This is a genomic window from Ignavibacteriota bacterium, from assembly GCA_016707525.1.
GTDB lineage: Bacteria > Bacteroidota > Ignavibacteria > UBA10030 > UBA6906 > JAGDMK01.
Genome location: JADJHP010000009.1, coordinates 91,768 through 106,426, shown reverse-complemented (window position 1 = coordinate 106,426; position 14,659 = coordinate 91,768). Strand labels below are relative to the sequence as shown.

Annotated in this window: 17 protein-coding genes; 1 reads left to right on the top strand and 16 read right to left on the bottom strand. The window is 61.2% G+C overall.

Going from position 1 to position 14,659, the window contains the following annotated elements; translation table 11 throughout:
• Positions 1–2: 2 nt before the first annotated feature.
• Complete coding sequence (locus tag IPI01_15010; GenBank protein MBK7259077.1) at positions 3–635, top strand: cyclodeaminase/cyclohydrolase family protein; 633 nt, start codon at positions 3–5, stop codon at positions 633–635.
• Here IPI01_15010 and IPI01_15005 read toward each other — a convergent pair whose 3' ends face one another.
• The 16 genes from IPI01_15005 to IPI01_14930 all read right to left on the bottom strand — a co-directional run bounded on the left by IPI01_15005 (position 636) and on the right by IPI01_14930 (position 14,655).
• The gene (locus tag IPI01_15005; protein ID MBK7259076.1) at positions 636–1,376 is read right to left on the bottom strand and encodes a 16S rRNA (uracil(1498)-N(3))-methyltransferase; all 741 of its coding nucleotides are present in this window, start codon (positions 1,374–1,376) and stop codon (positions 636–638) included.
• The gene (locus tag IPI01_15000) at positions 1,354–2,730 is read right to left on the bottom strand and encodes a BamA/TamA family outer membrane protein (GenBank protein ID MBK7259075.1); all 1,377 of its coding nucleotides are present in this window, start codon (positions 2,728–2,730) and stop codon (positions 1,354–1,356) included. The genes IPI01_15005 and IPI01_15000 overlap by 23 nt, the downstream gene beginning before the upstream one ends.
• Positions 2,714–3,424, bottom strand: coding sequence for a ribonuclease III (rnc, locus tag IPI01_14995; GenBank protein MBK7259074.1), 711 nt, complete (start codon positions 3,422–3,424; stop codon positions 2,714–2,716). Before rnc ends, IPI01_15000 begins: the two co-directional genes overlap by 17 nt.
• Before the next feature lie 81 nt (positions 3,425–3,505).
• Positions 3,506–4,747: a beta-ketoacyl-ACP synthase II gene (gene fabF / locus IPI01_14990; GenBank protein ID MBK7259073.1), complete on the bottom strand. Its 1,242-nt coding sequence runs from the start codon at positions 4,745–4,747 to the stop codon at positions 3,506–3,508.
• Positions 4,748–4,813: 66 nt separating this feature from the next.
• Entirely contained in the window at positions 4,814–5,050 is a 237-nt protein-coding gene (locus IPI01_14985) for an acyl carrier protein (GenBank protein MBK7259072.1), read from the bottom strand.
• Between the two features lie 64 nt (positions 5,051–5,114).
• Positions 5,115–5,861 carry a 3-oxoacyl-[acyl-carrier-protein] reductase gene (fabG, locus tag IPI01_14980; GenBank protein MBK7259071.1) on the bottom strand — a complete coding sequence of 249 codons (747 nt, stop codon included), beginning with the start codon at positions 5,859–5,861 and terminating at the stop codon, positions 5,115–5,117.
• A gap of 33 nt (positions 5,862–5,894) precedes the next feature.
• Entirely contained in the window at positions 5,895–6,500 is a 606-nt protein-coding gene (locus IPI01_14975) for a DUF3109 family protein (protein ID MBK7259070.1), read from the bottom strand.
• Positions 6,500–7,423, bottom strand: a complete 924-nt coding sequence (gene fabD, locus IPI01_14970; GenBank protein MBK7259069.1) for an ACP S-malonyltransferase — start codon at positions 7,421–7,423, stop codon at positions 6,500–6,502. Before fabD ends, IPI01_14975 begins: the two co-directional genes overlap by 1 nt.
• 14 nt (positions 7,424–7,437) lie before the next feature.
• A complete protein-coding gene (locus IPI01_14965; protein ID MBK7259068.1) occupies positions 7,438–8,442 on the bottom strand; it encodes a ketoacyl-ACP synthase III in 1,005 nt (334 codons plus the stop codon).
• Entirely contained in the window at positions 8,429–9,436 is a 1,008-nt protein-coding gene (gene plsX / locus IPI01_14960; protein ID MBK7259067.1) for a phosphate acyltransferase PlsX, read from the bottom strand. Before plsX ends, IPI01_14965 begins: the two co-directional genes overlap by 14 nt.
• 85 nt (positions 9,437–9,521) lie before the next feature.
• On the bottom strand, positions 9,522–9,704 hold the full coding sequence (gene rpmF, locus IPI01_14955; GenBank protein MBK7259066.1) for a 50S ribosomal protein L32: 183 nt from the start codon (positions 9,702–9,704) through the stop codon (positions 9,522–9,524).
• 33 nt (positions 9,705–9,737) lie between these two features.
• Positions 9,738–10,241 (bottom strand): DUF177 domain-containing protein, encoded by a 504-nt coding sequence (locus tag IPI01_14950; protein MBK7259065.1) that lies wholly within the window; start codon positions 10,239–10,241, stop codon positions 9,738–9,740.
• Between the two features lie 362 nt (positions 10,242–10,603).
• Positions 10,604–10,870, bottom strand: coding sequence for a DUF3276 family protein (locus IPI01_14945; GenBank protein ID MBK7259064.1), 267 nt, complete (start codon positions 10,868–10,870; stop codon positions 10,604–10,606).
• A gap of 69 nt (positions 10,871–10,939) precedes the next feature.
• Positions 10,940–13,207 carry a hypothetical protein gene (locus IPI01_14940; GenBank protein MBK7259063.1) on the bottom strand — a complete coding sequence of 756 codons (2,268 nt, stop codon included), beginning with the start codon at positions 13,205–13,207 and terminating at the stop codon, positions 10,940–10,942.
• 19 nt (positions 13,208–13,226) lie between these two features.
• Positions 13,227–13,706, bottom strand: a complete 480-nt coding sequence (locus tag IPI01_14935; protein ID MBK7259062.1) for a 6,7-dimethyl-8-ribityllumazine synthase — start codon at positions 13,704–13,706, stop codon at positions 13,227–13,229.
• A 265-nt stretch (positions 13,707–13,971) separates the two neighbouring features.
• Positions 13,972–14,655, bottom strand: a complete 684-nt coding sequence (locus IPI01_14930; GenBank protein MBK7259061.1) for a Crp/Fnr family transcriptional regulator — start codon at positions 14,653–14,655, stop codon at positions 13,972–13,974.
• Positions 14,656–14,659 lie beyond the last annotated feature (4 nt).

Sequence of the window (14,659 nt, the reverse complement as noted above, 5' to 3'; positions counted from 1 at the left end):
CTATGGCAATCCGTAAGACGATGCGCGCATTCCTCGATGAAGTGGCGTCATCATCGCCCGCGCCTGGCGGTGGAAGTGTTGCAGCGCTTGCCGGAGCACTCGGCGCAGCGCTCACCTCCATGGTGTGCAACCTGACGGTCGGCAAGAAGAAGTATGCCGATGTCGAGGACGAGATGAAGAAGGTGCTGGAGCAGTCGGAGCATCTCCGTGTGCAGTTCACGGAGCTGATCGATCGCGACACGGTCGCCTTCAACAAGGTGATGGAGGCGTTCGCGCTGCCGAAGGATACCGATCCCCAGAAGGCGCTCCGGTCTGCGGCCATCCGCGAGGCCACCAAAGAGGCCACGCTCGTGCCGCTGGAAGTGATGAAGCACTGCATCGATGCCCTGGCTCTGGCGCGGGCGGTGGCCTCGCATGGGAATGCCAACTCGGTGAGCGATGCCGGCGTAGCGGCATACATGCTGCACGGGGCGCTGGAGAGTGCTGCGCTGAACGTGAGGATCAATCTGAACGGGCTGAACGACCCCGAGTTCGTCGGCTGGAAGCAGGATGAGGTGCAGTCTCTCCGTTCCACCAGCGCGCTGGTCCTCGAAGAGATCCAGTCCGTGGTGGACGAGCGGCTGCAGAAGGAATGATCAGAGCAGGAATCGGGCAGTAGCGGCAACCGCTGCTGTCTCGCTGCGCAGGCGCCGCGGTCCAAGCCGGATCGCGGCGCAGTTGTTTTTCACCGCCAGGGCAACTTCCCCGTCGGTGAACCCCCCCTCCGGGCCGATGATCACCATATGGGATCCGGCCTCAATGATCCCGGAATCCTCTGCTGCCTCATGGAACAGCCACCGCTGAGCGGCGAAGGAGGCCGAGCGCTCCATGAGGACCGGGAACGTCACGGGCTCATGCACGGGAGGCAGCACACACCGGCCCGACTGTTTCATCGCGGCGAGTGCGAGTTTCTGCCACCGCTCCGTCCGGGCCTGACGGGGAATGGTGCGGTCCGTGATGAGCGGGATGATGGCGCTGACCCCGATCTCGGTCGCCTTCTCGATCAGAAAATCGTAGCGGGACGGGTTCTTCAGGAGAGCTGCGGCGAGGATGACGCGCACCGGCGATTCGTGGAGCATCGGATGGTGGGTCCGGACCTTGCAGACCGCCATCCGTTTCTCGACGGTGACGACCTCCGCGGTGTATGCCGTTCCCTGACCATCGGCGACGCCGATGATATCGCCCGGGGTGCGGCGCATGACGTGCGACAGGTGGACGAACTCGTCGCCGTCGATGCGTATGAATCCGTTGGATATCGCCTGCGGTGGTGCGTAGAAGAACTCAAGCCCGTGCGGGGGCTCGTGTGCTTCATTCTCAGAAGGGTGAGCGGAAGTCAAGGACGAACTGCCCCTTCCTCTGGTTGTTGATCGCGTACTCCGTGCGTGCGATGACGCCGTAGGGGAGCAGGAAGCGGATGCCCGCACCATAGCCGGAGAGAACGCCGTTGAGTGTGAGCGGTTCATGGCGGAACCATGTCGTGCCGGCATCGGCGAAGACCGCGAGGCTGATCCCGAACTGCCACACCGTGAACTCGTCCGGCAGGAACGTGCCCGGCATACGGAAGACCCTGAGCGGCAGGAGAGCGTACCGGATCTCGACGCTCGAGCCGAGGAGATTCTCGCCTTCGAGGATCGTCTTGAAGTATCCCCGGATGCGCTCGCCGTAGCCGAAGTACTGGCGTGCGTAGGTCGGGACCGTACCGCCGGCGACGATGCTGCCCGTGACGCGTCCCGCCAGAGTGAACGCCGCACCCAGCGGGATGTAGGTGCGGAGGTCCGCGCCGAACCGCATGAAGGAGACATCCGATGTGCCCAGGCCGTACCGGGACACCGAGACGCCAATGAACCTGCCCCGCGACGCGTATTCCGCCAGGTCGCGCGTGTCGTAGGAGTATCCTGCCCCAACGGAGAAGAACCTGTCGATGCCCGAGGTCGAGACCGTACGGGCGGGGCGGTACGTGGAGATCTCGATCACCTGGTAGGCGACGCTGAGGGAGAGGTGTTCGAAGAGGGAAAGCCGTTTTCCGATCCCGGCGGCGATATCGTAGTGCAGTTCCTCGAAGTCCCCCGTCGCGCTTGCTTCGATCTCGCTCCGGTTGCGCACGCGGCTGAAGGAGGCGCCGGTCGAGAAGGAGAGACGGTTCGCTGTATCGATCAGCGGTTCATAGAACGAGAGCTGGGCGGAGGGGTTGTAGCCGAAGACCACGGAGCCGAAGAGTTTCTGGTTCCGCCCGCGGAAGTTGTTATGCCGGAAGCCCAGGCCGTAGTAGGCGCGGGATGGATCGCCGTCGCGAAACCCGAAGAGAGGAACGGGGAAGTAATGCCACCGTTCGTTCACGATCACGCGCAGGGCCTGGTAGGCGCCGAGGGTGTCCAGGAGGATATCCACGCGCGTGAAGAGTCCGAGGCTGTAGATGCGGGCGCGGTCATACTGGATCGCTTCATGGGTCGGGACGATCCCGGGCTTGAGGGACATTTCATTCAGGATCACGTACTCACGCGTGCCCGTATTCCCGCTGATGACGATCGTATCGATCGGTGCGCTGTACTCTGGAGAGGCCGGGATGAATCCCTGGGCCAGGGCAGCCAGGGGGAAGAGGAGGACGGGGAGGAGTGTGCGGAGGAGGTTCCAGAAGACCCGGGGTGCGGTCAGACGCATGGAGGCAGGCACGCTCTCAGTGAATGTTCGCAAGAGCCTCACCGGCTGCGGCCTGCTCGGCTTCCTTTTTGTTCTTCCCGGTGCCGGCGCCGTACTTCTCGTTACGCAGGTGCACTTCGACCGTAAAGGTGCGGTCGTGGTCGGGTCCGTCCTGCTTCACGATCACGTAGCGGGGGACGCCGTAGCCGTGCGACTGGGCATATTCGAGGAGGCGGCTCTTGTAATTCTCATCGACCGTAACGACGGTACCGGCCTCGATCGCTGCGATGACCTGACGTTCGACGAACGAGCGTGCTGTTTCGAATCCGCCGTCGAGATACAGCGCAGCAACGAGTGCCTCGAAGGTATCGGAGACGATGGTCTCATACCCTTTGCCCACCGACTGTGCCGCGCTGGGGCTCATCAGGATGAACCGTGAGAGGTCGAGGGTGTTGGCGTACGCGGCGAGGGCTTTCCGGTTCACGAGGCGTGAGCGGAACTTCGTGAGGTCGCCTTCGGGCGATTCCGGGTACTTGTGGTACAGGTATTCGCCAACGATCAGGTTCAGGACCGAGTCGCCGAGGAATTCGAGGCGTTCGTTGGAGGGGTTGGGGTGTGTGCTGTTCTGGGGGAACGAGCGGTGGAGCAAACCCTGGACGAACAGTTCGCGGCAGCGGATGCGATAGCCAATGGTCCGCTCCAGGCGCTGGAGCGTCGCAGGGTCGAGGTCTGCGGGCAGCTCCGCCACCGGCTCCGGGGCGGGACGCCGGGAGCGGGAAAACATTGATCGCAGAAAATGTCCTACCCCCGGCATATGGTCATCGCGCCATTAGTATTTCTTGAACAGCAAGGTTGCGTTGTGTCCGCCGAATCCGAAGGTGTTGCTCAGCGCGTAGGTGAGCTTTCGCGCCACCGGCTTGTTCGGCGTGTAGTTCAGATCGCAGGCCGGATCGGGGTTCTCGTAATTGATCGTCGGCGGCACCATGTCGTTCTTCAGTGCGAGGATCGTGGCGATCGCTTCGATCGCACCGGCTGCGCCGAGCAGATGGCCGGTCATGGACTTCGTGGAGCTGACCGCGAGCTTATAGGCGTGCTCGCCGAAGGTCACCTTGAGGGCATTGGTCTCGCTGGCATCGTTCAGCGGGGTCGAGGTGCCATGGGCATTGACGTAGTCCACCTGCTCCGGCGTGATGCCGGCATCCTTGATAGCGCGGCGCATGGAGCGGACCGCACCTTCGCCGCCCTCCGAGGGGGCGGTGATGTGGTGGGCATCGCCGGTGAATCCGAGGCCGACCATTTCGCCGTAGATCTTCGCGCCGCGGGCGAGGGCGAACTCGAGTTCTTCGAGTACGATCGCGCCGCCGCCTTCGCCCATCACGAACCCATCGCGCTGCGCGTCGAACGGACGGCTGGCGTGCTGGGGATCGTCATTGCGGGTGGAGGTGGCCTTCATATTGTCGAATCCACCGAGGCCCATCGGCGTGATGGGGGCCTCCGAGCCGCCGCACACCATGGCATCCGCATCACCGTACTGGATGATGCGGTAGGCATCGCCGATGGCATGGGAAGCCGTGGCGCAGGCCGACACGGTGGCGTAGTTGGGGCCTTTGAAGCCGTGTTTGATGGAGATGTTCCCCGCGGCGATGTCCGGGATCAGCATGGGGATGAAGAACGGACTGATACGGCGCGGCCCACCCTGCATATAGTTGGTGAACTGTGCGTCGTACGTCGTCATCCCGCCGATACCCGAGCCAAAGACCACCCCGATGCGGTCAGGATCCGTCGTTTGGGCTGTGAGGCCCGAATCGCGAACGGCCATGTCGGAGGCGATGATCGCATATTGCGCGAACGGATCCATCCGCTGCGACGCCTTCCGGTCCAGGAAGTCGGTGGCCTTGAACCCTTTCAGCTCACACCCGATGCGTGTGCCATAGAGGGCGGTGTCGAAATACGTGATGAGTCCGGCACCGCTGGTGCCGGCCATCATGTTCTTCCAGAAATCCTCGACAGTGAGCCCGATGGGGGTCAGGGTACCAATTCCCGTGACAACGACTCTTCGTTTACCGTTCATAAGTCTTCTCTATGCTTCTTCGCGATCCGACGCATCCCGGCCGCTCCGGGGCGGGGTACGAGCTGCTCAGGCCTGTTTGCCCGAGATGTACTTGATGGCATCGCCGACGGTGCCGATCTTCTCGGCATCTTCGTCGGGGATCTGGAGGTTGAAGGCCTTCTCGAATTCCATGACGAGTTCGACCGTGTCGAGGGAATCTGCACCCAGATCGTTCGTGAAGGACGCTTCCGGGGTCACCTGTGCGTCATCGACGCCCAGTTTGTTGACGATGATCTCTTTCACTTTTGCCGCGACGTCAGCCATGATGCAACCTCCTGTGTGATTGTGGGATTGTAAATATACGACGATTTCGTTGTGCGACGGCGCCTTACATCGTCATGCCGCCATCGATGGCGATCACCTGGCCGGTCACATAATCGGCCGCAGGCGACGCCAGGAAGGTGACCACGCTGGCCACTTCTTCCGGTTTGCATCCCCGCTTCATGGGGATGACGCTCAGGAATGCCGCCCGTACCTCATCGCTGAGGACGGCGGTCATCTCGGTCTCGACGAAGCCGGGTGCGATGGCATTGACCGTGATGTTCCGGCTTGCAAATTCCTTGGCCGAGGACTTTGTGAGGCCGATGAGCCCCGCCTTGGATGCCGAATAGTTCGCCTGTCCGGCGTTGCCCATGAGGCCGACGACCGAGCTGACGTTGATGATCTTGCCCCGGCGCTGCCGCATCATGATCCGGCTCGCTGCGCGCGTGCAGATGAAGGAACCCTTCAGGTTCACGGCCATGACGATGTCCCAGTCCTCGTCGGACATCCGCATCATCAGCTTGTCGCGCGTGATGCCGGCGTTGTTCACGAGGATGTCCAGACGCCCCAGTTCCGTGGCGACTTCATCGCAGGCCTTGTCTGTCGCAGCGGTGTTCGTGATGTCCACGGCCTTCGCAATGACCTTGCGTCCGCCTGCCGTCAGCGATGCCGTGAAGGCCGCGAAATCATCGGGGAATGCGCGGTCGAAGATCGCGACATGAGCGCCCTCGGCCACGAGTGCCGTTGCAATGGCACGGCCGATGCCCCGGCCGCCGCCCGTGACTACCGCTACCTGGTCTTTGAGTTGATCCATGCGTCCGATCGCCCTGAAAGAAGTGGAGAGGAATTACGCACCAATATTGCGAGAAGCCTTTTCTTTTTCAAGTCCTTCGTAGTGCCGTTCGAGGGTGTCATATCCCTCAGAACCGAGCAAATGGACCAATTCCGACTTGCATGCGCGGAACAGCGGGACCTCGAAGGCTGTTGAGGTGGAGCAACAGGGTTGTTCCCCCTGCAGCATCGGGTCGAAGCCCACCACGCTATCCGAGATCTCGATCGGGAACAGGATGCAATACATCGGCTTCCATGCCCAGCGGTCGAGTCCGGCATGGACAGCGGCAAGCTGGATCGCGCAGCGGCCGTGCTTGTCGAGCATCACGCATTTGTCATTGAACACCTGCGTGCCGATGCAGCGGCCCGACGGGAAATCGCCGTCTTCCACTTCGTCGGGATCGAACCAGCCATTCACGTCACGGTTCTGCGTCTCATCCATCTGCGCCGCGATGGCCTCGCGATGCTCGAGGATGAGATCGCGCTCCTTGACGTCCGCATACACGCCGCCTTTGCAGCACCGCGTGACGCAGGAACATGGGCTGTGCCCGGCGGGGAAACCGGTGTGGAACAGGTCATCAGCGATGGAGAGCGCGCCGACGGTGAACAATTTCTTTTCCATTACCGGGTGCTCCCTGCGGCCTGGACATCCTGCCATTTGTCGAAACCGCGCGTCTGCACGCCGGCCTCGGTACGTTTGATGAGGCCCTGCAGCACCTTACCGGGGCCGACCTCGATGAAGTCTGTTGCGCCGTCGCGTGTCATGCTGCGCACGGATTGCTCCCAGCGTACCGGCATGGTAAGCTGTTGGTAGAGAAGGTCGCGGATCGTTGCGGCATGCGTGACCGGTTCCGCCGTGACGTTTGCGTAGACCGGAATGCGGGCGTCGTTGAATGTCGTTGTATCGAGTGCTTTCTTGAGTCCTTCGCGTGCGCTTTCCATGAGTGGAGAGTGGAAGGCGCCGCTGACCACGAGTTCCTTGACCATCTTGGCGCCCTTCGTGCGGGCGAGTTCCATCGCTTTGTGCACCCCCTCGACCGAGCCGGAGATGACGATCTGTCCGGGCGAGTTGAAGTTCGCCGGCTGCACGACCCCTGCCGCCGATGCTTCACGGCAGAGTTCCTCGGTCAGGTCGGGCGCAAGACCCACGACCGCGGCCATGGTCCCTTTCCGGGCGATACCTGCCTGCTGCATCAGTTCGCCGCGCAGGCGGACGAGCCGGAGGCCATCGGCGAAGCTCAGAGCGCCGGCCATCACGAGCGCGGAGTACTCGCCGAGCGAATGGCCTGCGACCATAGCGGGTTGCAGGTGGGCGAGCGAGCGGGCGACCGCAATGCTGTGCAGAAAGATCGCGGGCTGCGTGTTCTGCGTCTGCCGGAGGGTCTCTTCCGGGCCTTCGAACAAAATGTTGCTCAGCGACGTGCCGAGGACGCTGTCAGCCTCTTCGATCAGGGCCCGGCTTGCGGGATCGTTCTCGAAAAGATCTTTCGCCATGCCGACGTACTGCGAGCCCTGACCCGGGAATACGAATGCCGTTGTTGCCATGTGGTGGTCGGCCCTTATCCTCTGTTCCCGGCCGTCCAGCGCATCAGGACCGAGCCCCAGGTGTATCCCGCGCCAAAGGCGGCGAGCACGATGGTCTGTCCCTTGCGGAGTTTCCCATCCATCCACCATTCCGACAGGCAGAGGGGAATGGTTGCGGCGGTGGTATTGCCGTACCTATTGATATTGATCATGACCTTGGAGGGTTCGAGGCCCATGCGCTCTGCGGTCGCATCGATGATGCGGAGGTTCGCCTGATGCGGCACGAGCCAGTCCACCTGCGCGCCCGTCAGTCCGTTGCGCTCCACGATCTCGGCGGAGACGTCCGCCATGCCCTTGACAGCAACCTTGAACACGGATTTGCCGTCCTGATAGAGGTAATGCATCCGCTTGTCGACGGTCTCGTGCGTGGGCGGATTGAGGCTGCCGCCGCCGCGCATGTTCAGATACCGTTCGCCCGAGCCGTCGCATCGCAGGATATGATCGATGATCCCGCCGTTCTCATCGTCCGACGCCTCCAGCAGCACCGCGGCAGAGGCATCGCCGAAGAGGATGCAGTTGTTCCGGTCGGTATAATCGGTGATCGAGCTCATCTTATCCGCGCCGACCACGACCACACGTTTGTACGAGCCGTTCTCGATGAACTGTGCGCCGGTCATGAGCGCGAACAGGAACCCGGAGCAGGCGGCGGACACATCGAATCCCCAGGCTTTCTTCGCTCCGACCTTCTCCTGAATGAGGCATGCGGTGGAGGGGAAGAACATGTCGGGGGTGACGGTTGCGACGATGATCATATCGATCTCATCCGGGCCGATCCCGCGTTTGCTCAGGAGGTCGCGGACCGCGGCTGCGCCGAGGTCCGATGTTGCGCCGTCCTTGAGAATGCGTCGTTCGCTGATCCCGGTACGGGTGCGGATCCACTCGTCCGTTGTGTCGACCATCTTCTCGAGGTCGGCGTTGCTGAGGATCGTTTCCGGAACGAAATGGCCTACTGCGGTGATCGCTGCTCTACGCTTGGGCATCGGTGTGTGCAATGGAATCCTGAATATGGCTGTTGACGGACTTCTGGATCACGTCCTCCGCGCGATAGATCATGTTCATGATGGCGCGGGGGGTGGATTTGCCGTGGCCGATGATACAGACACCGTTCACGCCAAGGAGGGGGACCCCTCCGTGTTCCTGGTAATCCAGTTCTTTCATGACACTGCGCAGGCCTTTGCGTGCGACCAGTGCGATGGCGGTGTTCCAGAGGTTCGCCTTTGCGAAGCCCTGGAATTTGGCTTTGAAGAATTTCGGAACGCTCTCACCGAATTTCAGAATAATGTTGCCGACGAAACCGTCGCAGACGACCACATCGAGATCGCCGCTCAGGATATCGCGCCCTTCGACGTTGCCGACGAAGTTGAGGTTGCTCGTGCGGAAGAGCTGGAGGGCCGCAAGGCTGGTCTCGTTCCCTTTGCTATCCTCTTCGCCGATACTGAGCAATCCCACCCGTGGTTTCGGGATGTTCAGCATGGCCGACATATAGATGGAGCCCATGATGCCGAATTCGAGCAGGTGCCGGGGCCTGCAGTCCACGTTCGCGCCCGCATCCACCATCAGGCAGGGCGTCTTCGGTGTCGGCACGAGTGCGCCGATGGTCGGGCGCCCGATCCCCTGGATACGTCCGAGGATCAGGGTTGCGGCCGACATGACCGCACCGGTATTGCCGGCGCTCACGAACCCGTGAACGGTACCGGCTTTGTGTTCGTACAACCCGACACTGATGGAGGAGCGCCGCTTCGTTTTGACCGCCGCTGTGGCGGAGTCATGCATGTCGATGACATCGGGCGCGTGAATGATCGTGTAGTGGTCTTCAGGAGGCGTGAACCCCCCGGGCTGCCGCGCAAAGTCGGCGAGCGAGGCACGGATCGTATCTTCCGGGCCGACGAGTGCCACGCGGAAGCGGCCACCCGCTCCGCGCAGTGCCAGACACGCGCCCGCAACAACATTCGCGGGGGCGAAGTCTCCACCCATTGCATCCACGGCGATAGTAATGATATGCGTATCCCGGGAAGTCACAGGCACACGATCGGTTGTCAGACCTGTCCGAGGAGCAGGATCAGGCGTTCTTCGGAACGATGATCGAGCGGCCGTTGTAGAAGCCGCAATTCGGGCACACGCGGTGCGGAAGCTTCGCCGTGTGGCAGTTCGGGCATTCCGACGCTGCAGGAGCGGTGGCCTTGTAGTGGGTCCGGCGCTTGCGTCCGCGGGTCTTCGAATGGCGTCGTTTTGGATTCGGCATGGTACAGGCTCCTGTTAAAGTGCTGCGGAACGGTCAGTTGCTGTCGGGCGTGAAACCGCGCAATTGCTCCCAGCGCGTGTCAGCGGATTCCGACGTGCAATCGCACGTCCCAGTGTTCAGATCGATGCCACAGTCCGGACAAAGCCCCCTGCAATCCTGCCTGCAGAGCAGCTTCAAAGGGACTGACAAAAGAATGGTCTGCCGTACATCATCGGTCAGATCGATGACCGGGAGGCCGATCGGGAGCACCTGTACCTCGGAAGGATCCAGGCTCTCTGCATCGGTCTCATTCGACACGTAGACCATCCGGTATTCAGGCGTCAGCCGCACGGTGAATGGTGCGGTACAACGGTCACAGATGAACGACCCCCCGGCCGAGATCCTGGCCTTCAGCGCGAGCCGATGGCCGGTCTTGTCAATGACCGCTTCCACGGTCACTTCGCCGGAAAACTCCTCGCCCAATACGATCTCCCCGGCATCCGTCCGGAACCGGTACTCGTGGGCACCCTCAGAAAGACCGCCGACCTGGATCTTCATCGCTCTCCGCCAGACGCTCGAATGGGGCCGCAGAGCCCCATTCGCAATACGAACAGAAAAAGTATGACAATATATGGAGAAGTCCCCTGAGAGTCAAGATACGGACTCTCAGGCGGCGGAAAGGGCTTCCGGATGTGCTCTACCCCCGGAAACTCTGTCCGTTACCGGGGGAAAAGGGGGCAAAAACAGCGAATTTAGGAGGATGTAACGCTCGTCAACGGTCACTTCCTTCATCCCGCCACACACCACGTGGCGGGATGTCCCGCTTTCAGGATCCCCCTTCGCGCGGGATTCGAAGAGCGGAACTCACGCCAACCGCAATGTTGCCTTCACTGCGTTCGGCAAGATCGGTTGGAGTGGCACTAGTGGACTTCGACGCCCTGTTCGAGGAGCTGCGTCTGCACATGCTCGACCGTCTCGGCCAAGGCTTCGCGGAATTTCTCAAAATCCTCCTTGTACAGGAAGATCTTGTGCTTTTCGTACTCATCGTCACCGACCCGTTTGCTCTCGGTGATGGTGATATAATAGTCTTTCTCCGATTTGGTGGACTTCACGTCGAAGAAATAGGTGCGCTTGCCTGCCCGTACACGCTTGGTGAAGATCTCATCCTTGTAGCCATCGTTCTCCAATGTATCCCTCCTTCTACAGAATATGGTTTCCTATTCCCCGTTCTCCCCGTGTGGGGGGGAGGAAGGGCATTACTTGTGGATCACTGCCACTTTGCCTGTCGCTACTGCTCCCCCGTTCTCTCCGTAGGCAACGATGATGTAGATGCCGGATGCCACCGGATCGCCGTTGCTATCGAGTCCGTCCCAGGTGCCGACGAGGCCACCGGGGGTCTTCAGTGTCCGCACGAGCGTTCCGTCGATCGCAACGATCTTCAGTTCCGAGTTTGCCACCAGTCCACTCACGGTCAACTGGCTTGTTGCCGGTACAATGAAGGGATTGGGATAGACCGTGAGGCCGTCAAATGATTCCCGCGGCGCCGCTGCAGGCGTCGTGAGACTCGCCAGTCCCGACATGGTCCCGAAATAGACCATCCCCGTCCTGGGGTCCACCGCTATCGACTTCACGTCGTTGTCCATCAACTTGCCGGCCGTGTTCTCCACGGTGTACGATGCGAGCGTCTGTGTCCCGTCGGGGGAAAGGAGGAACACCCCTTCGGTGGTCCCGACCCATTTCTGGTTCAGCGGATCGATGGTGATCGTATTGATGACGAGCCCGTTCAGAGGTTTATAGGCCGCGATGGCACCGGAGCGGAGCGGATTGGAGGGTTCGAGGATGATCGCGATGCCGCGGTCCGTGCCTATCCAGATGTCATTGTCCTTGTCCACGACCAGGGTCTTCACTTCGCTGCTGGGAAGGCCATGGGATGTCGTGACATGGAATGCCGCGGTGCTGTCGATGGAACCCGCATTGCCAAGCGATATCACCCCGCGGTACGCCGCATCCCTGACGATCGCCCAGACGTTGTCGAACGCGTCCACGCCCAGGCAGCGGTCCACGGGGCGGTCCTGCAAGGTGGACATCTTGATGCCGCCGACAATGGCAGGGAAGAATGTCCATTTTCCTGCTGAAGAACGGACCGCGAACAGGTTCTTGTCGCCGGCAAGCACGATGCTGGTCCACACGTTGCCGCGGCTGTCGCACACGGCGTTGCTGACCACGACATAGTTGGGGTCGCCCGCCAGGCCGGGGATCCCGACATTCTTATAATAGATCTGCGTGCTGTCGATGGTCGTCGCGCCTTTCGGCATCGCGATCAAACCGCGCCCGTAACTGGAAGCATAGACCGTCCCGTCGCAACCGACGGACATCCGATAAATGTCGTTGGAGGGGATCTTGCTGTTCGCCATGGTGAAACTCGTCCATGTCGTCCCATCGAACCGGAACAGCCCCGAACCCGACACGTCTCCCGAACCGCACCACACGATGCCGTCGGGATCCACGACCACATTCAGGAACTGGTTCGCATTGGGGCCATTCGGCATGTGCGAGGCCCATGCGGTCTCGTAGGTGAGGAGGCCGAGGGTCGTTGTGCCCACGACCGGCTTCCCATCGGATGTCGCGGTGACGGACGATGGCGTGGCGCTGATGGCGGTTCCGACCGGCGTGGCGGTGTTGGCGGAGGAAACCGAAAAGACCGTGCGGTCGGCAGCGACCACGAGCAGGGCAGTTGCTGACGAAGCGAGTCCGACGATATTCCTCCCGGCAAGTCCCGGGACCTCCGTCCAGGCATTGCTCGCATAAGAAAAGAGTCCCGACGACGTTCCGGTGTACAGTCGTCCGTCAAAGACCGCGAGGGTCCGGGGGACGATCGAGGCGTTCCCGACGGTATGCAGCGTCCAGGATTCGGGGGGAAGAAGGTTCGGGTTGGAGAGCGAAGCTGCCGCGATGCGGTTCACGGTCTGGCCATCGGAGATACATGCCCAGATCTTGCCGTCATGGATCACCGCGGCGGTCACGGATGTGCGTGTACCGACGGGGATGGAGCCGAACCGGGAATAGGTATCGCCGAACTCAAAGCGACCGATACGGAAGAGGCTGAGGCCGAATTCCGTGGCGAAGAGCACGGTATCGCCTGCCACGGTGATCGCGTTGATGCGTTTGTTGGTCTGATTCGCCGTGGCTATGTCGAGGACCGGGCGGAACGTGCCGGTGGAGGGAGAATAGAAGTGGATGGTGCCGTTGGCGGCGCCGGACCAGACATCGCCGGCCGTATCCACGCTGACGGCAGTGAGATCGATGGTGCGGAGGCCTTCTGCATTGGTCAACCGCAGGAAGTCATTGCTCCCGGGTGTCCACCGGAACAGGCCGCCGGATGTCGCGGCCCAGTAGTCGCCGCCATCGCGGACAACAGCCCGGACCTCCATCATCGATGTATAGTTTCGCCAGGTCCCGGATGCACCGAATGCAGTCATGGTGCCCAGGAGAACAACCGCACAGACGCTCCACCCGCTCTTCATATGGCTTTGATCAGCTCCCCTACTTCTTCGTGATACCGTGCAGTTGTTTATGGACCTGCAGGAGTTCCATCGCACTCAATGCTGCATCCCATCCCTTGTTGCCCGCCTTGGCGCCCGCGCGTTCCAATGCCTGCTCCAGCGAATCGGTGGTCAGGACGCCGAAGGTGAGCGGAACGCCGGATTGCATGGCGACCGCGCCGGCATCGCGCGTCACCTCACCGGCGATATAATCGAAATGGGGCGTGGCACCGCGGATCACGCATCCGAGACAGATGATGGCGTCCGCTGCTCCGCTCCGCGCGACCTGTGCCGCCGTCTGCGGGATCTCGAATGCACCGGGTACGTAGATCACGGTGATGGCATCGTCGGTGCCGCCGTGGCGGACGAGACAGTCGACGGCGCCGCGTACCAGTTGATCGGTGATGATGCTATTGAATCTGCTGACCACGAGTGCGAATCTGCATCCGTGAGCAGTGATCTGACCTTCGATCGTCTTCATGGTGTGTCTTCTCCAGCGTGAGCCTTCATCACATGCTTCCTCCGTCTGCTCGGCTGTGGCAACAGGGAAGTGTCAACCCGGGTGGTGGGTGCGGGTGTCGGGTCCGGCAGCAGCAATCGGAACCAGAGGGCGTGCACAGCAGAGTTGTCCGGTGCGGGCCACCCTGCCACGACGTCACGGTGTGCTGTGTCTGAGTGCCGAACACATTCCGGCGGGAAACGATCCTCCCATCACGGTGTCCGGGCAAGAAAGAACAAGGAATGGACTACAAATACCTGCTCTTGAACTTCTCGTAGTCGTTGATGATGAGCTTCCCGCGCTCGATCTCGATATGGCCTTCGCGGATGAAGGAGTGGATCATGCGTGAAATGGTCTCGCGCGATGTCCCGGCCATGTTGGCAAGGTCCTGCTGCAACGGTAGCTCATCGATCTCTACGCGACCCTTACGGATCTTTCCGATATCATCTGCAAGCTGCAGTACCACGTTCGCAACGCGGCCCGCGGCATCCTTCAACGACAAGCTCTTTATCATAGCGTCCGCTTTGCGCAGACGCATCGTCAGTTCTTTCAGGAGGGCAATGGCAACGGAAGGGAAATCGTGAAGCAACTTGAGAAAATCTCTGCGGTGGATCATGAAGAGTTCGGCCTTGGTGGTGGCCACAACGCTGGCGCTGCGGGCCAAACCGTCCAGGATCGCCATCTCGCCGAAGAAATCGCTCTCACCGAGGATCGAAAGAATGACCTCGCGCCCGTCATCGTCCATCCGGACGATCTTCACTTTGCCCGAGACGATCACGAAGAGCGCCGCGCCGGCTTCTTCCTCAAGAAGGATGATGCTTCCCTTCTTGTACTTCTTCCGAACGCCGACCTTAGAGATCGTGTCGAGATCCATCGGCTGCAGATCGCTTAGGATCGGGACGTTCTTAAGAAATTCCAGGTCGTCCTTCATTCAG